The sequence below is a fragment of the Clostridium sp. Marseille-P299 genome (genome assembly GCF_900078195.1).
Classification (GTDB): domain Bacteria; phylum Bacillota; class Clostridia; order Lachnospirales; family Lachnospiraceae; genus Lachnoclostridium.
The window spans coordinates 159,346-178,972 of record NZ_FJVE01000007.1 but is presented as its reverse complement, the minus strand read 5'-3'; the positions used below and the strand labels follow the sequence as shown (position 1 = coordinate 178,972).

The 19,627-nt window shown below is 33.6% G+C and carries 20 protein-coding genes, 1 tRNA gene and 1 riboswitch; of the genes, 4 read left to right on the top strand and 17 right to left on the bottom strand.

Features of this window, described 5'->3' with window-relative positions; translation table 11 throughout:
- Positions 1 to 8: 8 nt before the first annotated feature.
- The 11 genes from BN4220_RS09070 to BN4220_RS09020 all read right to left on the bottom strand — a co-directional run bounded on the left by BN4220_RS09070 (position 9) and on the right by BN4220_RS09020 (position 10,640).
- Entirely contained in the window at positions 9 to 533 is a 525-nt protein-coding gene (locus BN4220_RS09070; RefSeq protein ID WP_066715593.1) for a cob(I)yrinic acid a,c-diamide adenosyltransferase, read from the bottom strand.
- Entirely contained in the window at positions 530 to 2,032 is a 1,503-nt protein-coding gene (locus BN4220_RS09065) for a cobyric acid synthase (protein WP_066715592.1), read from the bottom strand. The genes BN4220_RS09070 and BN4220_RS09065 overlap by 4 nt, the downstream gene beginning before the upstream one ends.
- Positions 2,033 to 2,150: 118 nt before the next feature.
- Positions 2,151 to 3,230 (bottom strand): pyridoxal phosphate-dependent aminotransferase, encoded by a 1,080-nt coding sequence (locus BN4220_RS09060; protein WP_066715591.1) that lies wholly within the window; start codon positions 3,228 to 3,230, stop codon positions 2,151 to 2,153.
- A gap of 197 nt (positions 3,231 to 3,427) precedes the next feature.
- Entirely contained in the window at positions 3,428 to 4,396 is a 969-nt protein-coding gene (gene cbiB, locus BN4220_RS09055) for an adenosylcobinamide-phosphate synthase CbiB (RefSeq protein ID WP_066715590.1), read from the bottom strand.
- Positions 4,397 to 4,400: 4 nt separating this feature from the next.
- On the bottom strand, positions 4,401 to 4,991 hold the full coding sequence (locus BN4220_RS09050; RefSeq protein ID WP_066715589.1) for a histidine phosphatase family protein: 591 nt from the start codon (positions 4,989 to 4,991) through the stop codon (positions 4,401 to 4,403).
- Between the two features lie 27 nt (positions 4,992 to 5,018).
- Complete coding sequence (locus BN4220_RS09045) at positions 5,019 to 5,399, bottom strand: bifunctional adenosylcobinamide kinase/adenosylcobinamide-phosphate guanylyltransferase (protein ID WP_066715588.1); 381 nt, start codon at positions 5,397 to 5,399, stop codon at positions 5,019 to 5,021.
- Positions 5,400 to 5,475: 76 nt separating this feature from the next.
- Positions 5,476 to 6,240, bottom strand: coding sequence for an adenosylcobinamide-GDP ribazoletransferase (locus BN4220_RS09040; RefSeq protein WP_066715587.1), 765 nt, complete (start codon positions 6,238 to 6,240; stop codon positions 5,476 to 5,478).
- 32 nt (positions 6,241 to 6,272) lie between these two features.
- Positions 6,273 to 6,827, bottom strand: coding sequence for a bifunctional adenosylcobinamide kinase/adenosylcobinamide-phosphate guanylyltransferase (locus BN4220_RS09035; protein WP_066715586.1), 555 nt, complete (start codon positions 6,825 to 6,827; stop codon positions 6,273 to 6,275).
- A gap of 16 nt (positions 6,828 to 6,843) precedes the next feature.
- Positions 6,844 to 8,073 (bottom strand): nicotinate-nucleotide--dimethylbenzimidazole phosphoribosyltransferase, encoded by a 1,230-nt coding sequence (locus tag BN4220_RS09030; RefSeq protein WP_066715585.1) that lies wholly within the window; start codon positions 8,071 to 8,073, stop codon positions 6,844 to 6,846.
- Positions 8,074 to 8,191: 118 nt separating this feature from the next.
- Complete coding sequence (locus tag BN4220_RS09025; protein WP_148401719.1) at positions 8,192 to 9,193, bottom strand: ABC transporter substrate-binding protein; 1,002 nt, start codon at positions 9,191 to 9,193, stop codon at positions 8,192 to 8,194.
- 37 nt (positions 9,194 to 9,230) lie between these two features.
- Positions 9,231 to 9,473, bottom strand: a riboswitch (cobalamin riboswitch).
- A 120-nt stretch (positions 9,474 to 9,593) separates the two neighbouring features.
- Complete coding sequence (locus tag BN4220_RS09020) at positions 9,594 to 10,640, bottom strand: XdhC family protein (protein ID WP_066715584.1); 1,047 nt, start codon at positions 10,638 to 10,640, stop codon at positions 9,594 to 9,596.
- 420 nt (positions 10,641 to 11,060) lie between these two features.
- On the opposite strand from BN4220_RS09020, the gene msrA reads away from it, so the two are divergent.
- A complete protein-coding gene (gene msrA, locus BN4220_RS09015; RefSeq protein ID WP_148401779.1) occupies positions 11,061 to 11,558 on the top strand; it encodes a peptide-methionine (S)-S-oxide reductase MsrA in 498 nt (165 codons plus the stop codon).
- A gap of 677 nt (positions 11,559 to 12,235) precedes the next feature.
- Here msrA and BN4220_RS09010 read toward each other — a convergent pair.
- The gene (locus tag BN4220_RS09010; protein WP_066715582.1) at positions 12,236 to 12,445 is read right to left on the bottom strand and encodes a DNA-binding protein; all 210 of its coding nucleotides are present in this window, start codon (positions 12,443 to 12,445) and stop codon (positions 12,236 to 12,238) included.
- 255 nt (positions 12,446 to 12,700) lie between these two features.
- Between BN4220_RS09010 and BN4220_RS09005 the strand changes: the two genes are divergently transcribed.
- Both BN4220_RS09005 and BN4220_RS09000 read left to right on the top strand, forming a co-directional pair.
- Positions 12,701 to 13,030, top strand: coding sequence for a helix-turn-helix domain-containing protein (locus BN4220_RS09005; RefSeq protein WP_066715581.1), 330 nt, complete (start codon positions 12,701 to 12,703; stop codon positions 13,028 to 13,030).
- Positions 13,027 to 13,722 (top strand): ImmA/IrrE family metallo-endopeptidase, encoded by a 696-nt coding sequence (locus BN4220_RS09000; RefSeq protein WP_148401718.1) that lies wholly within the window; start codon positions 13,027 to 13,029, stop codon positions 13,720 to 13,722. The genes BN4220_RS09005 and BN4220_RS09000 overlap by 4 nt, the downstream gene beginning before the upstream one ends.
- Before the next feature lie 47 nt (positions 13,723 to 13,769).
- Here the strand turns inward: BN4220_RS09000 and BN4220_RS08995 are convergent, their stop codons facing one another.
- Complete coding sequence (locus BN4220_RS08995) at positions 13,770 to 14,030, bottom strand: GlsB/YeaQ/YmgE family stress response membrane protein (protein ID WP_066715580.1); 261 nt, start codon at positions 14,028 to 14,030, stop codon at positions 13,770 to 13,772.
- A 232-nt stretch (positions 14,031 to 14,262) separates the two neighbouring features.
- On the opposite strand from BN4220_RS08995, the gene BN4220_RS08990 reads away from it, so the two are divergent.
- A tRNA-Trp gene (locus tag BN4220_RS08990) sits at positions 14,263 to 14,335 on the top strand.
- 121 nt (positions 14,336 to 14,456) lie between these two features.
- On the opposite strand, the gene BN4220_RS08985 is transcribed toward BN4220_RS08990, so the two are convergent.
- The 4 genes from BN4220_RS08985 to BN4220_RS08970 form a co-directional block, all read right to left on the bottom strand.
- Positions 14,457 to 15,857, bottom strand: coding sequence for an NAD(P)/FAD-dependent oxidoreductase (locus BN4220_RS08985; RefSeq protein ID WP_066715579.1), 1,401 nt, complete (start codon positions 15,855 to 15,857; stop codon positions 14,457 to 14,459).
- A gap of 402 nt (positions 15,858 to 16,259) precedes the next feature.
- Positions 16,260 to 16,952, bottom strand: a complete 693-nt coding sequence (locus BN4220_RS08980) for an ABC transporter permease subunit (protein WP_066715578.1) — start codon at positions 16,950 to 16,952, stop codon at positions 16,260 to 16,262.
- A 16-nt stretch (positions 16,953 to 16,968) separates the two neighbouring features.
- A complete protein-coding gene (locus tag BN4220_RS08975; RefSeq protein ID WP_066715577.1) occupies positions 16,969 to 17,844 on the bottom strand; it encodes a transporter substrate-binding domain-containing protein in 876 nt (291 codons plus the stop codon).
- Positions 17,841 to 19,595, bottom strand: a complete 1,755-nt coding sequence (locus tag BN4220_RS08970; protein ID WP_066715576.1) for an outer membrane protein assembly factor BamB family protein — start codon at positions 19,593 to 19,595, stop codon at positions 17,841 to 17,843. The genes BN4220_RS08975 and BN4220_RS08970 overlap by 4 nt, the downstream gene beginning before the upstream one ends.
- Between the last annotated feature and the right edge of the window lie 32 nt (positions 19,596 to 19,627).

Sequence of the window (19,627 nt, the reverse complement as noted above, 5' to 3'; positions counted from 1 at the left end):
ATAAAAGATTAATATTCAATCCCTACTCTAGCACCAATTTTTTGATCAAATGGATGTTTTACTTTCTTTATTTCAGAAACATAATCTGCAGCTTCTAAAAAATGTGGTGCTGGATCTCTTCCCGTCAAAACCAATTCGAGGTTATCTGGTTTGTTTGAAAGTAACTCGTCTACTAAATTCGTATCTACTAAACTATAGTTATAAGTAGCTATGATTTCATCTAATATTAAAAGATCACATTCTCCATCATTTACCGCTTTGATTGCTTTTGTAAGTGTATCATTATGAAGCTTTTTAATTGCTACTTTGTCTTCCTCCGTCATTCGATTATAAAAACCGTAATCAATTGGATTACGCAACACAGTAATTCCTTCAATACGCTTTAATGACTCTAATTCGCTTGTATCACTGCCCTTTAGAAATTGTGCAAAAACAACTTTCATACCACTACCTGCTGCACGAATTGCAAGTCCTAGGGATGCAGTTGTTTTCCCTTTCCCGTCTCCACAATAAATATGAACTAATCCTTTCATACGCCCTCCTCTAAAATTTCATAAATTCGTTTCATGTCTAATCCTTCTCTAACCATCTGTGCTAATTTTTCATATTGCTCTTCTTTATACTCCGCTAAAGAAAATCCCTTTACCTCACTTGCATCTAAGCCTTTTCTTTCAAATAAAATGGATAACAGTGCCTTTGTTACCTCTTCCTTATCGAATACACCATGAACATAGCTACCACAAACATTTCCATCAAATGCACCATCTATTTTTTCTTCCGTTCCATCATAAATGCGTGTTGCATTCTTAACATTATCACTTAAGGTTGTTTTTCCCATATGAATTTCATAGCCTTCCAGGCTTAATCCAGATAATTTTTCAAATGGCCCTGTGATTGTTTCAAATGTACCTTTTACCTGAGTACATACCTTTTCACTTGCAAATTCCGTGTGCATTGGCAATAATTCCATTCCTCGCATACGGCCCCCGCCTTCTACTCCTTCTAAATCACTAAGAGTCTCTCCAAGCATCTGAAATCCACCACATATTCCAAAAAGTAGTGTATCATTTGCAACCGCCTTTAAAATAGCTGCTTCTAATCCATTTTGACGCATCCATTTTAAGTCCGCCATGGTATTTTTCGTACCTGGAATTAAAATCATATCTGGATTTTGTAGTTCGTCTACACTCTTTACATAACGCAGTGAAACACCAGGGATACATTCTAGTGGATGAAAATCAGTAAAATTTGAAATCCTAGGTAGATGAATTACTGCTATATCTACAAGCCCAATCTCTTTTTTTGTGATAAGGCGTTCCGATAAACTATCTTCATCGTCTAAGTCAATATCCCCATAAGGTAAAACGCCAAGTACTGGAACACTACTCTTTTCTTCGATAATATCTAGTCCTGGATCAAGAATACGCTTATCTCCACGAAACTTATTAATAATGTTACCTTTAATGAGTGCACGTTCATCTTCCTCTAATAACATGATTGTTCCGATTAATTGTGCAAATACTCCTCCACGATCAATATCTCCAACCAAAAGAACTGGTGCTTTTATCATTTTTGCCAGCCCCATATTTACGATATCTTCTCGTTTTAAGTTAATCTCCGCTGGACTTCCCGCACCTTCTACCACAATAATATCATATTCTTCATCTAATTTTTTATATGCATTTAAAACCTCAGGGATAAAGTCTCTTTTTCGTTTAAAATAATCCATCGCATGCATATTTCCAACAACCCTACCATTTACAATCACTTGAGAACCCATATCTGTGGTAGGCTTTAATAATATTGGATTCATCAGCACCGAAGGTTTTATTCCTGCTGCCTCTGCTTGCATGACCTGGGCTCTTCCCATTTCTAGGCCTTCCTCTGTTATAAAAGAATTCAGCGCCATATTCTGCGATTTAAATGGCGCAACTTTGTAGCCATCTTGTTTAAATACACGACATAAGCCAGCAACTAAAAAGCTTTTCCCTACGTTTGACATCGTGCCTTGCACCATGATTACCTTTGCCATTCTTAACTCCAATCTAAAAATCAATAATATATGTGAGAATGATATGTTATAAAAGCACTTTGCTTCTATCATTCGTCGATTCTTTATACTGATTATAAAAGTTGATTTTCTTCGTTATTCAATCCATACAATTGTTATTATAATTCATTGCGCTAATAAGCCTCTGATTCTCCTCATGACTTCTTATAGCAATTCTATAATATCCTTTTTCTAAACCACGGTAGTTACTACAATCCCTAATCTGAATTCCTTTGCTTTGCAAAATCTGCGCTAATTCATTACTTCCACGAAAGAATATATAATTTGCCTCATATCCAAAGACTTTCTTAATGATATCTGACTTTCCTTGTTCATACTGTTTTTGCAAGTAAGATAGTTCACTCACTAAAAATTCTTTTTCATTCTTAAGTACTTCTCTTGATTGTATCACGTATTCTTTTTCCTTTAGAGCTGCAATTCCTGCAAATTGGGCTGGTACCGAAACGTTCCATGGTTGCAATAATTGATGCATTTTATTTAATAAAACCTTATTCGTACTAAGAGCATACCCTAATCTTAAACCAGGCATTGCATACAGCTTTGTAAATGCATTTATGATAACTAAATTCTCATAATTCTTTAACTCATCTCTCATAGATTGTTTCAAAAGTTTATCTGAAAAGTCAATAAAACACTCATCTAACACCACTTTAATTTGCTTTTCTCTGCATCTTTGAACAATTTGTATTAGAAACTCTTTTGTAATCATCTGTCCTGTTGGATTATTAGGATTACATAGAAAAATAATATCAAGGTCATCTGTTATATAAGACATATACTCTTGTGTTAACATAAAGTTGTCAGCTTCTTTCAGATAGCAATAATTTACATCACAACCAACATTTTTAAGAGCAATCTCATATTCAGCAAAACTTGGAGCTAGTAATAAAGCCTTTTTGGGCTGCTCCGCTAGACAGATATAAAAGATTATTTCCGCTGCTCCATTCCCACAAATTACATGCTCTGAATCTAAATTATAGTATTTTGAGATTTCATCACGAAGTTGTTTGGAGCCAACCTCGGGGTAATAAATGGCTTTTTCAATCCCTAACTTAGCAGCCTCTTGTACATTCTTTGGCATTCCTAAGGGATTTATATTTGCTGAAAAATCTAGTATATCTGGCATACTATAGATATCTCCACCATGTTTATGTTTCATTTTAACCTCTTTCTATAGATGCAACTTACCAATAGGTCAATTCATTCAAGATTATTAGTAAATTGTTTATTTTAATTGAAATGAAAAATCCTTATATACGTATTGAATACAAAATGTGAACTATATCTCGTAAATGTGATTCACTCCTTTGCAACAATTACAGAGCTTTTTAAGGGATTAGAATCCCTTTAAAAAAATTAAACTATTATAAATATAAGGATATAAATCAAAATAATAATCAACATTCCTAACACTGCAGTCCCATATAATAAACGATTTGCCAGCCTAATATCTTCAAAACTTATTTTACGAATTGCATCTCCAATAAATTTCTTCTTATACAATTTTCCAAAATAATATGCATCACCTGCAAGTTGAACATTTAAAGCTCCAGCACATACAGATTCCGTTTGCGCTGAGTTCGGACTCGCATGATTGTATCGGTCACGTTTAAATATTTTATATGCATTTTTTGCGTCCATACCAAGAATTGCACTTGCTAAAATCATAAGATACGCTGAAATTCTTGCAGGAATATAGTTTAAAATATCATCTAGTTTTGCTGCCACTCTACCAAAATAAAGATATTTATCATTTTTATAACCAACCATGGAATCCATTGTATTTACTGCCTTATAAAAAAATCCAAGGGGCGCACCACCAATGGCCATAAATAACATTGGTGCAATAATGCCATCTGAAGTATTTTCTGCAACTGTCTCAACAGCCGCCTTTGCGATTCCTTCTTCTGTTAGAGAAGCGGTATCTCTCCCTACAATCATTGAAACAGCATTTCTTGCACCATTTATATCGCCTTTTTTAAGTTCATAATAAACTTTCATGCTCTCATCCTTCAATGCCTTCGTAGCAAGAAGTTGATAACACATAATACTTTCTAAAATTAGCTTTAGTACTGGATGAACAAATCCAGAAATAGCAAGGACTACGTAAGGAATCATAGTTGAAAGAAAGATTACACTAACGACTAAAATTCCTCCACCAATAAGCTCCGCTTTCTTATTTTTGGGCAATATGGATCGAAGTATTTTTTCCATCTTTGATATCAAATTTCCTATGAAACGGACTGGATGGTAAAGCCAATGAGGATCTCCAAAGCACAAATCCATAAAAAAACCAATGCAAAGAGCAAGTAATGTTAATTTCATCTACTTATTTCATCCTCCTAATATTATCAATTTCCTTTTCCCCAAAGATCCATTTGCTAATATTGATTTCTGCCTGATATCCTTCTCCATTCCCAACTTGCCAATTAAAATAATCCTTATGAGGATTTGAATACTTATCTAAAATAGACATAATCGTGCCACCATGAACTACCAAAGCTATGCTTTTTAAATCCTTTTGGATTGCTTGACTAACTACCTGTTCAAAAGCATTGACACAGCGTCTTTGAAACTCATCCCTAGACTCTCCATTTGGAAATGGCATCTCTCCATTACTATCGATCCATTTTTGATAATCTTCATCCTCAGCTAACTCTAAATAATTCTTATATTCAAAGTTTCCAAAATTGCATTCGGTAAAATCCTCTACAATGGTAGGTAACATATCCGGATAAATAGTATTAGCCGTTTGAATACAACGAATTTTGGGGCTGACATATAAAGCATCTGTATTTGGATACTGAAATTTTGATAATAACTCTATACTTTCAGGCAATAATTCTTCATCCGTACTGCCTACATATCGTTTTTCTTTATTTCCCTGTGTTTGACCATGACGAATCAATAACACCTTCATGAAACGCACATACCTTTCTATATAACGCTATTTTATTTTAGATGGAATACCACATTGGATACGTATAACTTCCTCAGCCTCTTGTGCTAAATAGCAGCAAATACGTCCTGTCTCTTCTCTATATTCACGTTCAAATCGATCATATGGCACAATACCACAACCAATTTCATCACTGATAATAATCAAATCAGGAGATTGGTTCAAAATACGTACCACCTCTTCTTTCACCACTTTTCCTTCTGTTAAAAATCGTTTTACAAGTAGATGAAAGTCCACTAGCACCTTTTTTTCAGAAATCAAGTCATAAGGACTTATCTCACCATAAAAAACATCATCTCTTTGAAATGAGAACCGATTCATTACATAATTAAGTTTTCCTTGGTACGCACCACCAATAATGAGTTTCATATTAACCTCTTTCTAACCTAGCGCTGTATTATAACATGTTGGAATATTTTATATCTTATCCAAATAAACTCCAAAATTATAGTAAATAATCCACAACCACGGCAGTAATTAATATCATTAATTCACATAACTGCAAAAAGTATCCCGCAAGGTCTCCAGTGATTCCGCCAAATTCTTTATATGACATGTACTTATAATAGATAAATACAATAACGCTCATGATAAAACAGGCTATACCCATAACTGGATTTATGAAAGGCATAACAATCCCACAAGCAATCACGTATAAAATCAAAACGAATCGTACCACCTTTTTTTCTGCACTGCTTGAAAACGTAGCTAATAAGCCATCTTTTTTCGCACCTTTAAAATATACAACGCCAAGGCCACTAAATGCTCTAGATAAAATAAATCCAATAGAAATAATGACAATGGAACGTTCTGATATTTCACTCATAAATCCAACGAGAACAATTGCATATACCATGCACTTTATAACTGCAAATGCACCGATATGTGGGTCTTTTAAAATCTCTAATTTTGCTTCTTTTTCCTTATAGGAATTTCTTGCATCCATGGTATCCAACCAACCATCTAGATGAATACCACCTGTAATTATGATAGGGATCACCGATAATATAGCAGCTTTCATTATTTCACCGCATTCAATCCAATCGAAAAGAAAAAACGCACCATACATAATTGCACCAATTACTGCACCTATAAGAGGAAAAAAGCACATTGCATATTTCATATCTTCTTTCTTCCATGATGCCCTTGGCATAGGAATTTTAGAATACATTGAAAATGCATGTACAAAAGAGGAAGCTATTTGTTTCATTAAGACAGACCTTCCTTTCATACTACTATTTTTTAATTTTCATTCACTAGAATTTTATTTATCACCAAGTCCTTCCCCTTATGAAAAACTGGTATGGAATAAACTACTTCTATCACTTGATCTGCTATTTCAGCAATAGCAGCATTTATCTTCCCTAAAAACTCAATATACTTATTTGTTTCTTCATCATAAGATATCCCATCGGAAAATACCTCGTTTGAAACTACAACTACATGCTCTGATTGTTGAATCAGATGTTTTATACCAGATATAATTTGTCTAACGCTTAAGTCTTTTGCTCCATTTTCATGAAACATTTCATTAGCGAGCAAATTAGACATACATTCCAGCAATGTAACTGGTTTATCATCAAGTGTGATACTTAAGAGATTCGTATAACATTCTAATGTTTTAAAATTCTTTTTTTCTCGCATTTCTTGATGTCTCTTAATCTTTTTCTTGCTTTCTTCACCGTATGGCAACATTGTTGCAATGTAGAGTAATGGCTTCTTTCCAAAAGATACTGCGAAATTCTCTGCATACTCAGACTTTCCACTACCACTTCCACCAGTTACTAATATAAGCATGGAATTCTCCTCCTTACTACTGCAAGTTAAATTGCTTATATTCCTCAATTTCAATTTCTTTAAAGGTACTCATCTTTTGATATACTTCTACCGCCATATTCAGTATAGGTAACACAGCAATGGCTCCTGTACCTTCTCCTAAATACATGTCACATGTAATAAATGGTTTCATTTGCAAAGCTTCTAAAACCATTCTTCCTGCAGGTTCTTTGGATTCATGAGAAGGAAACATATAATATCTAGCCTTTGGCTCTATTGTTACCGCAAGTAGCGCTGCCACTGAGGAAATAAAGCCATCAATTACAATTGGAATTTTATAAATTGCACCACCTAAAAATACACCAACTAAACCAGCGATATCATATCCGCCTAGCTGTGAAAGTAAATTGATTGCACTTTGGGCACCATTTACTTTTATAGTATCCCTTTTTACAGAAATCATATCTTCTGAATACATATCTAGAGAAGCCATATCCAGAGAACCCATTTCTTTAGAACTCATTTCTTTAGAATCCAAACCTTTTAAACTATTTCTATAATTATTTTCAATAGAATAATATCGTTTAATTGCTCGCTTAATTGCTTTAATTTTTAACTCCAGTGATGAATTTGAAAGTCCAGCACCTTTTCCTGTGACATTTTCAACTTCTTGCCCTAATAAAACTGCGGCAAGTGCACTGCTAGGCGTAGTATTTCCAATTCCCATTTCACCTGTTGCTAATATCTCATAGCCTTTCTTTTTTAAATCCCTAACACTGTCAATTCCAACCTGTACTGCGTTTTCGCATTGTTCTATACTCATTGCTGCTTCTTTTGCAATATTTAAAGATCCCATGGCAATTTTACGATCCACTAAAGTTAAAGGTTTTAACTCCTTTTCTTTCACCGGACTTGTTTTCATCCCAATATCAATCGGAAAAACATCAACACCTATAGTATCTGCCATGGCATTTACGCTAGTTTTTCCTTTGGTAAAATTCGTTGCTACAACATTGGTAACTTCATACCCTGTTTGTGTAACACCTTCCTCTACGACTCCGTGGTCAGCACACATAATAACTAGTCCAGCTTTTTTCACAGAAACTTTATTTGCATTTCCAGAGATTCCTGCAAGACGTATTACTGCTTCCTCAAGTCTTCCAAGACTTCCAAGTGGCTTTGCAATGGAATCCCATCTTAACTTTGCATTCTTTTCTGCTTCTGCTACAGGAGCAGATATGGTTTGAAATTGTTCATAAAATGTCATGTTTCTACTCATACCTTTCAAAATTATTCATAAAATGAGTAATATAAATTATTACATCGAAAAAAGCCTCAGAGGTGAATGCAATCTGCCCTGCATGTTTCCTCTGAAGCTATCTAATTTATTTATTTTCAAATGCTTCTGGATGGAATATCATCGCTAATTCACGCATTCCTTCAGCATTACGATTTCCTTGACGACTTAAAATATTTTCATCAATTGTATATACTTTTCCATTTTTAACAGCAGTTAAATCTTTATAATTATCAGCTGTCATAAAATCATCTTTATAGTATTCAGGCATAACAATAATGTCTGGATCTGCTTCCATTAAGCTTTCTAAAGAATAGGACCATCCGGAAACATCCTGTGCTATATTCTTACCACCTGCCATTGTAATCAACTGGCCAATAAATGTATCTCCACCTGCTGTATAATCGCCGCTTTCGCCATATCCTACAACATAATATACACTTGGTGCTTCAAGGTCTTTTACTGCTGCAACAGTCTCATCAATGCTAGCTTTCATTTCATCTACAACTTTTGTAGCATTTTCTTTAAGATTTAACATGTCTCCTAATGTTTCAATCATTGTATAAACACCAGTTACATCATGTTCTTCATATAAAACAACTACTTTTATTCCAAGGTCTGTTAATTGCTTTTCTGACTCCTCAAGGAAGTGAGTTGAAGCAATTACTACATCTGGCTCTAAGCTAATTATTTTTTCGATATCAGGAGTATAAAGAGTCCCAATACTCTCAACGTTTTGTGCTTCTTCTGGATAATCACAATAATCTGTACGTCCTACAAGGCGATCTCCTGCTCCAATTGCATAAACTAACTCAGTAATGTTTGGTGCAACGGAAACGATTTTTTGAGGCTCGCTCTCAAATGTAATTTCTGTTCCATTGGAATCTTTAATTGTTAACGGATAACTAACTGCACTTGTATCTTCTGCACTATTCGTTGGTTCTACGCTTGGTTCATTGGTAGGTTCCACTGTAGTTGTTGGTGTTGTATTTTTATCTGATACGTTATCTGCCTTTGTTCCGCATCCGACAAATGAAAGTACCATAGCCATTGCTAAAAGCACTGTCAAAATCTTTTTCATATTCTTCATATTTATCTCCTTTTCTTTCCTCTTCCCTCCGAAGAAGATGATATATGAATCAAATGGCAGGTTTCCTGGCTCTTGGTCATTTTACTCACTGTCGCCTTCTCAAATAGATATCTTATGCTTAACCGTAATCATATGATTTCGGCAGATGGTTAAACACTTAATATTTATTCAATGGCCTATAACAGCTTTCATCCCAATCACAGTAGCGGGGGCTGTCGTGGATTTGCACCACATTCCCTTTTAACTTCCTATTGGAAGCACCACTTGATAAGTTACGCGATAATTATATACTCTAAGCACAACATTTTCAAGTTGATACTTTAAATTGCAGTATAAAATTATTCAAAGTCCTTGATATATTGCTATATATTGTATCGCTTTGTAAGTGAAATTCAGCTTATTAATGTATATAGTCTTCAATAAGTACAGTCATTATTCCTCCGCAAACCATTCCTTCCTCTTCGGCAGCATCCCCTGTTAAGTCCACATCCACCACTTGGTATGATTTAGATCCAATCAGCCTTCTTGCTGTTCCAAGCACCGCTGCTTCGCTACAACCGCCACCAATACTTCCTAAAATTCTTCCATCTGCATAAACGATCATCTTTGCACCCGCTCCTCGTGGAACCGATCCTTTTGAACTAATGATTGTAAGGATTGCTTTTGGTACATCAACTTCATTTGCTAAAACCCTCATTACATCGTAATCTACATCCGAACGATTGGTTGTTTTTTTCTCTGCTTTTCCAATTCTTTTATGAGCTATTAATTCTGCCATAATGGAAATCGCAATTTCTTCTGGTGTTATTGCACCAATACTAAGACCTATTGGGGTATGGACACGGTTCAGTCTTTCTCTATCAATGCCCTCTTCTACTAAAGTTTCTTTTACAATGGCTGTTCTGCGCTTCGAACCAATCATGCCAACATAGGAAGGTTCACTTCCACTGCATATTTGTTTTAAACATGTTGCATCATAACGATGTCCTCTTGTTATAATTACGACATAATCACTTTCTTTTAGTTTTAAACTATCCAAAGCATGCTCAAAACTATCGCATATGACTTCTTTCGCCAAAGGGAATCTTTCGGTATTGGCAAAACTTAATCGGTCATCGACAACAACTACTGAAAAACCAATTTTAGCAGCAAATTCCACTACTGGTAATGCTACATGGCCTCCACCAAGAACAATTAAGCGTTCTTCAGGAAAAAATGGCTCTACAACTGTAGAAGTGTCGTTATTTGTATAAACATAAGGAATTCCTAGCTCAAATGCCTTTTTTTCTTCCTCATTCATTGTATCTTGTAACAGGATGTTTTTTTCTATCTCGTTCATACTTCCCTGTTTGTTACTAAACTTAGTGCTTAAACATGCCTTGTTACCTTCTAGTACAACTTCTAGTAATTCTTTATATATATTATTATTTTTATTTAAATATTCCATATATTCATCTTCCTCTGTAATTTATATTTTATTCTTTAAATTTCTATTATGATAAGGCCTTTATTAATGAATTTATCCCTAATAATAAAATACCATCCTAAGTCTTCAGATTATCACTTATGGACAATTTTTTCAACTACCTTTCATTTTTCCAATCTACTAACTACTCTATTTCCTATATTTTCACAAACAAACTTTATTCCTTGCTTGACTCTAACACTGAATAATAGTATATTACAAGAAAAATGGTTATATTTATTTATCATAAGATTATAATTTACATATCATAAGTTTACAAAGTTAAATTATAAAATGAGCATCATAAATTACAATCTTATATAAATTCTTATTTAAACGCTTATTTATATGTTCATTTTTTGGCTAGATGCGCAGTTTATGCGCTAGAAAGAAGGTTATATGATAAAGACGATTTATATAGCAGCTGGATGTTTTTGGGGTAGCGAGAAGTATTTTTCCTTAATAAAAGGAGTTATTAGCACAAAAGTTGGTTACGCAAATGGTAGCACATTAAACCCAACCTACGAAGATGTATCCTATCATAATTCAGGTCATGCTGAGGCCGTAGAAATCCGCTATGATGACACGATCCTTCCACTTGAAAAGCTCTTAACTCTTTACTATGAGATAATAGATCCAACTTCAGTAAACAAACAAGGAGCAGATCGTGGTGTACAGTATCGTACTGGTATTTATTATGTAGATGAAGCTGATTTAATTATCATTCGCAGTTCACTTGAAACACTAGCTACAAAATATGATAAGCCAATTGCCATAGAAGTAGGCCCTCTTCTTCATTTTTTTGATGCTGAGGAATATCATCAGAAGTATCTTGATAAAAACATAAATGGATATTGCCATATTGGTCAAAGTGCTTTTGAACATGCGAGAAATGCATAATGTTTATTTATAATTAATCTTGAAGCATGTTATTATGTTAAGAGAAATAATCATAACAAATTAAAAAGAAAATGGGTATGACAGGATACGATTTATCGTTAGTTATTAATTCTGTCACTCCCATTTTCTTTATTTTTAATAATGTTCACAATATATTAACAGTTTCATCAAACTTTAATCACAGGTTAGCGTTATAGTTATATTAACACTCAAGGTCCCCCACCTTGTTTACATAAACTTTTCTTTTCATAAATAGGAGTTGCCACATAAACAACTAAGTTTTGTGACAACTCCACTCCTCATTTTAAACCAATTAACACAAGTGAAACAATTAAAATCTATAATTTCTATTTTGTCTGAAACACTTTTATTGATCACTTTTTTTCTCTGGATTTGTACCAAAATAAAAAACAATAATTGTAGAAAAAATCATAAGAAATTGTTCACCTGTAATATCTCTTCGTAATGATAAAACTGAAAAAACTATGGTCAAAATAATTGCAACTACACTTTTTATATTTAATAATCTAGATATTATCTCTTTTATAATAACCCCTCCTTGCCCTCTTAATCTATTTTTCTTGATGATATATTCCTACTCTAACATTCATAAATTATAGTCTGATTAGTTGACAAATTTAACTATTTTTGATATCATTTTAAGAACATATGTTCTATTAATTTATTATACGATGAAACAAAAAATCATACTCATATTCATTAAAATATTCTTTTTTAATTTTTGCTGCCTCATCAAAACTAAAACCACTTGCTACCACCCCATTTAGCTTTTCGCTCACAGTGGCTTGTCTGCATTGTAGGAGATTAGATAGTTGAACCGATGTGATACCTTTAATTTTCATGACATATAATAAATTTTTGTACATATAACCCTCTTTTCTGGCAAATATCCTTGCCTGATATCCAACTTTATGTAAGTTGAATATCCATATAATTGAATGATATTTTTCTTTTGTTTGCGTAACTCCGTAAATCATATTTAAAATATACACGCTATTTCGCACATTGTCAATATATAATTTATGTACCGACGCAAATATTACGGAATTACGCAAATTATACATTTACAAAATTCGATATATCGTTTATAATGAAATCATCTTGAATATGAGGTGTTTTATATGTTGAAAGCAAAAATTTTAGAGAAACTAATTAAAGAAAGTGGTTATAGCATTCGAGCTTTTGCTCAAAAATGCGGAATTCCAGAAAGCACCCTTTATACAATTTTAAAAAATGGTGTTGGTAGAGCTACTATGGATAATATCTTAACTATTTGCAAAAATTTAGGTATTAAAGTAGAGGAATTAGAAGAAATGGCCAATGGTAGCTTAGAGGAACGTATGCCATCCTATGATGAATTAATAACTGTTTATACACGTAGCAAGAAGAATTTGTCTCAAGAAGAAAAAATGCGTTTAGCTAGAATTATTTTAGAGGATGATGAAGATTGATTCATAATGAAATTATTTTAAATGCTGTATTACTGGTAATTAAAAAATGTAATATAAGAAGTTTTCCAGTCGATTGTTTTGAAATCATAAAAGAATTTGGATACAACATAAAAAAATATTCTGAATTACCAGAGAAAAAAAGAATTGCCTGTAATGAATTAAGTGAAGACGCTGCTACTTTGAAACATACTATTTTTTATAATGATGATATGCCACATCCTAGAATACGTTTTTCACTTCTTCATGAACTTGGTCACATTGTCCTTTCTACTCTTGATGAAACATATGCAAACACATTTGCAAGTCACTTACTTGCTCCTCGTATGGCAATTCACTATTCTGAGTGCAAGAATGTAGCCGATGTAATGAAGGTTTTTGATTTATCTGAACAAGCTGCTAATTATGCCTTTGAAGATTACCGCAAGTGGCATCGTGAAATTGTTACAAAGGGAAAAAGTATAATTGACCAAGAGTTCTATGAGCACTTTTATATTCCTAGCTTAGATCAATTTGTGTGGAGAATCCAAAAATGCGATTTTTGTTATGACACGTTTGTCTATAATAAAGAAGTCATGTGTAAGTCCTGCCGTTTGTTTGAAATTCGTAAACGATATACTCACCCAATTGCTTATGATATTCGAGAACGTGATTTAGATATTTTAAGAGGGAATTGGCTATATAGTGAGCATTAAAAAAGGACTTTGCTAAATATGCGAAAGTCCTTTTATCAATAAAAGATTTAATCTACTCTATTACTAAATGCATTTACTATCAATAATAGGATGACAGCACCTATGATGGATACGATTACACTCCAAATATTAAATCCCGTAAATCCTGCAGTACCAAATATGGTATTCATAATAAATCCGCCAACCAATGCTCCAAGAACTCCGACGATAATATTTTTACCTGCACCCATTTTCTCATTGTTTCCAGTAATCATACTAGCAATCCAACCAGCAAGTGCACCAACGATAATCCAACTTACAAGTCCCATTTTATCACCTACATTCTTTATAATTTATTTAACTTTATTATTTACAGTAGAAGAAATTATATGCATATATATATTGGTATTATCTTTAAATACTATTATGCATAAAGCAAAAATTCTTGCATATAATATTTTTTTAGATTAAAAAAAAGAAATTGCAAAAAATATGTTGACAATTTACACAATTCATAGTAATATAATAAAGCACAGTGAGTTCGGTGCTACAATCTAGTTTAGGGGTATAGTTCAGTTGGTAGAATAACGGTCTCCAAAACCGCAGGTCGTGGGTTCAAGTCCTACTGCCCCTGTTAATACAAAAAGGGAAATGCTTAAGCATTTCCCTTTTTTCGTTTATCCATAAATACATAATCAAAAGGCTAGAATCATTGTCAGTTTATTAAATCAGTCAATGATTCTAGCCTTTTTTCTCTATGCTAATCTACGTCCCATCAACACACCCATAACAGATGCCATCATAAGACCTCTTGTCCATCCAGAAGAATCTCCAAGACAATATAATCCCTTAATATTTGTATCAAAGTCTTTTGTCATTTTAATACGATTGCTATAGAATTTTAACTCTGGTGAATAAAGTAATGTTTCATTACTTGCAAATCCAGGTACAACATGATCAACCGCCTGAATGAAGTTAATAATATTTGTCATTGCACGATAAGGCATTGCTGCTGTAATATCGCCTGCAACTGCATCTGGAAGCGTTGGACGAACATTTGACTGATTTAATTCTTTTTGCCAAGTTCTCTTACCAGATAAGATATCGCCATAACGTTGTACTAGTATATGTCCGCAACTAAGCATGTTTGTTAACTCACCAACTTTTTGTGCATAAGCAATTGGTTGGTTAAATGGCTCATTAAAATTATGAGAAACTAAAATCGCTAAGTTCGTGTTGTTTGATTTTAAATCTTTATAGGAATGACCATTTACTACTGCAAGGTCATTATCATAGTTTTCCTGACTAACAAACCCACCAGGATTTTGACAGAATGTTCTAACTTTATTTTTAAATGGTAATGGATAACCAATTAGCTTAGACTCGTATAAAACTTTATTGACATCTTCCATAATTTCATCACGTACTTCCACACGTACACCGATATCAACAGTTCCTGGTTGATGTGCAATATCATGCATTTCACAGAGTTTTTCTAACCAGTCTGCACCTTTACGACCTGTAGCAACAACAATATGTTCACCCATTAATGTATCACATTCTTCATGATTTGTGGCTTTTTCAATAATTGCACCCTTACATACATTACCTTCAACGATTAAGTCTTTACAGTGATAATTAAAGAATATTTCTACACCATGAGATAAAAGATATTGTTCAATACTTAAATAGATTTCTTGCGCTTTTTCTGTTCCTAAATGTCTAATTGGGCAATCCACTAACTTAAGACTTGCTTGAATTGCTCTTTTACGAATTTCTTTGGTCTTTTCTGGTTGACCAACACCTTCTATTTTTGTATCTGCACCGAATTCAAGATAAATACCATCGGTATAGTTAATTGTTTCTTGCGCGTAATCTTCCCCAATCAACATTGGTAAATCGCCACCAACTTCATAGCTTAATGATAATTTACCATCTGAAAATGCACCTGCACCGGAAAACCCAGTAGTAATATGACAATATGGTTTACAGTTCATACAAGTTTTTGTTTTGGACTTTGGACAGCTTCTTTTTTCAATGGATCTTCCTTTTTCTACGATAGCTATTTTCTTTGAGCTACCCTTCTTAATCATTTCCAAAGCAGTAAAAATACCTGCTGGTCCTGCACCGATAATTACTACGTCATAATGTTTCATTCGCATCTTCCTTTCCATAAAAAAGCCAACTAATAGATATTGATGAAATGCCTTTATATTGTACATTCAATGCTATAGTTGGATTTGTCTTCTTACGATATTAAACTGTAATCACGCTAAAATATAGTTCATAACTTGAACCGTCAATATTATAGACTACCGTAGGATTAAAGTCAAGCAATTGAAATATTAGCAATATTAATACTTTTTATAAGCTGTCATTGTTAATCATTCCGATGTTAAACCTAGGTTTATCCTATGTTTAACATCGAATAAGCAATACATACTTTATCGTAATTTACTCGATAGATGAACTGTTAGATGAACTATAAAAAGCATGAACAATCATTAGTTATCATGATTGCCCATGCCCTTCTTTATTTCAATTATACTTCCCTTAATTTAAATGCTTTTTGCATCCTCTTCTATATTACGTTTTAAACGTTTCTCAATTGCATTAAATATACCTTCAATGATTATTGTAACAACCATATAAAAAATAATACATACAAAAATTGAGAAAAATGGATACATCGTTCTTTGTCCAATACGATTCATTACTTCTGTTAAATCATTTACAGTAATGTATCCAGCAACGGTAATCCACTGAAACAATTGAATTGTCAAGCGTTTAATCTGGAATATACTCTCTTCCATTGCCTGTGGTGCTGCTACACTATAATAAACATTTTTTAAACGCTTTGTTACCTCAGCATCTTGTCTTTTCTGAGCTTCATGTACACATCTAGCTAATATTTCAGCAAAATGTCCTGCACCGTACAATCCAAGTGAGATACTTGCGATAATAACTGGACTAATGTGTGTACTTTTTAAAAATACATAATAAAATAATAGCATGATTAATAGCACTGGGGTACTTCGAAAGATAAAGCAAAATACCTCCGCAATTCTTGAAATTACCTTTTTTTCATAGCACATAAAGTGGCTAATAAATCCTCCAAGTAAAAAAGCTATGAGCCATGCAATCACTGCAATTGCTAATGTAACAATTACGCTCTTCGCAATGATATAATATGCATCACCTGCAATTAGATTATTCGTAACGGTTTCAAAAATATTTTTAATAAAACTCATACGTACTCTCCCTTCCCTATTCTAATACTAAGTAGGCATACTTATCCATAGTATAATATCCCTCGGACATAATATAGCTACGCTTTTTTTCCTGATCTACAGTGTTCTTACTAGTTCCATAGCAAAATAATAAATCAACTTTTCCACTCATAAGGTTTGAGAATGCAGTATCGTTTTCCATTGCAACGAATTTAATATCACATCCTAACTGCTGTCCAATCTTATCCATAAGGGCAACACTAAAACCATATGGTTGATTATCAAGGTCAAGGGAATCAAGCGGTGGAACTGCACCTGTTACCCCAACATATAAAGTTCCATTTAGGCTTTCCTTAATGCCAGCCTTTTTAATTGTCATATCTTTTTCATAAAAAGATTGGTCATAATTGTTTGTATCCACATAAGTTTTAATTAATTGATCTAGGGTACCATCTTCTTTTACGGTAGCTAATGCTCCGTTTAAACGTTCCCGTAAGGAATTATTCCCTTGTTTCACTGCAAATGCAAAATCAAGTCTACTCTCACTTGGGTCTGGTGTAGTTAATTCTCTAAGCCCTTCCTGCGTCTTTAAAAGATATCGAGCAGTCACATCCGAAAACCAAGCTAACTGAATTTCATTGGAACGTAGTGCAGCAAGAGTTTCATAAACACCATCGTAGGATTTGTAAGAAGCCACATTCTCACCTAGTAAGGTTTGAAAAAATATTTTTGCACTATTGTCTGGCATTTTAGAAATTACACCACCAATGTTCTGGTTTTCAACTTCTGCAAAAGAAACAATGCTTGGTGAGGTAACTCCTTTTGCATTATTAAAGCCCTGAAATCCTGTCATGATCACTAATGCTATTAGAAGTACTACAACAGTTATTACTTTATTTTTAGTTTTTATCATCGTATCGTCACCCCTATAATTTGTTCATTTCTAGTTCCAACGACTAAACGGTTTTCAAATATAACTGGTGTTGCTTCAATACCAGTACCAAAATTCATTTTATCTAAAATTTGACCATTGCTTGCATCAATTAATAATAAATCTCCATTTTGGCAACCTTGAATTAAATAAGCATTACCATCCTCTGTGTAAACAACATCTCCTGAACTCCAAGAATACGTATCAAGATCAATTCTCCAAACTTCTTCTCCAGATTCTTTGTTAAGTGCTACGATATAACCACTTTCAACACTTGGTGTCTTTGAAACGGAATAAATAATATAGTCTGAAATATTCTCTTTTCCTAAGATACCAGTGGATAAAATACCGCCAGCAAGTCCTTTGATTGTATGAACTTCATATGGCTTTTCCCAAATAATTTCACCAGTCATAGCATTTAGCTTAAAAATAGCAGCTTGTCCCATGGAATGGTTATCAAGTTCATATGCAAGTGTAGTTGCTACATAAAGATATTTGTTACCATCCTCATCTTCTTCAAAAATTGGTGATGAGTTTACATCTTGTCTTACATCCTGTGTCCAAACAAGTTCCATTGTATTTAAGTCTAGACAATATACAACACCACCATTGTCACCAGCAAATAAATAATTTCCCCATGCTGTAGCGCTGCATTCCGTTCCCCATTTATAACTATCTTCGCCATTACGTTCTGCACTATAAGTAAATCTTACGATTTCTGATGGATTTACTGAAAGCGTTCCTACTTTTTTGTCATAGTTCGTATTTAATTTCATTGTATATAAGACACCATTTTCACCAGGGTAAATCAATGTGTCTGTCTTTGTATCAATGATTGGTGAGCTATCATATGCATGCCAAATACGTGGTGCTATTGGATCATTCGCTCCAAATTCATAAAGTTTTTTACCATCAATTAAACTATAAATATAAACTCTTGGGCTCATAGTTTCGCCGTACATACCTGGTTGAGCATCCCCTGAACCAAGTATGATCATAGGTATACCATCTGGATGAAGAGAAGCACTACCTTTAAAAGTCATACCAATATTAATAGGATCTCTTGTTGGTTCCCCAGTATCAAGATCAAGGAAATGAATCATTCCATCCATACCTGAGTAAATAACTTCAGTTAGTCCTGCTTTTTTCTTACTCTCTTCATACAAATTCATAATTTGCTTTGTATCATCGTCCCAACGAACTACTAAAGGTTGTCCTGTCCAACCGTTACCTGACCAATAGTCTACTCCATTGCTCTTAAGTACTTTACCAGTTTTAAAGGACCAATAATCACGATCAAATTTTTTCTGAAGAACATTAGTGGTACCATAAGATTGTAAATTTCTAAGGTAATTACCACGGAATGTAATAATACCCTCTACATTTGGAAAGCTTTTTAGATAATCCATATCAAAGTAGATTTGCTCTTCTCTTGTGTAACTTGTCACATCAACACCATCTACTTGTAAACGTGTCTTTATGTTAAGGTTAGAAGGAAGCGTATTTTGTGTCGCCTTGGCGGTCATTTTATCCGCGCCTTCCTTGTTATCATAGTTTTGCAATGCAGGCAAACTTCCTGCTGTGTTAACGGTATAGTTGTAAATATATTTTATATTTCCTACCTTAACAAGTATTTTAAACAAAACCAATCCACCCATTAAAAGAATGATTGCTAAAAATATTAAAAATAATCTTAGTTTATATTTCTTTATAAATCCAAGAACTTTTTTCACTGAACTTCCACCTTTCTTCTTAGATATTTTGT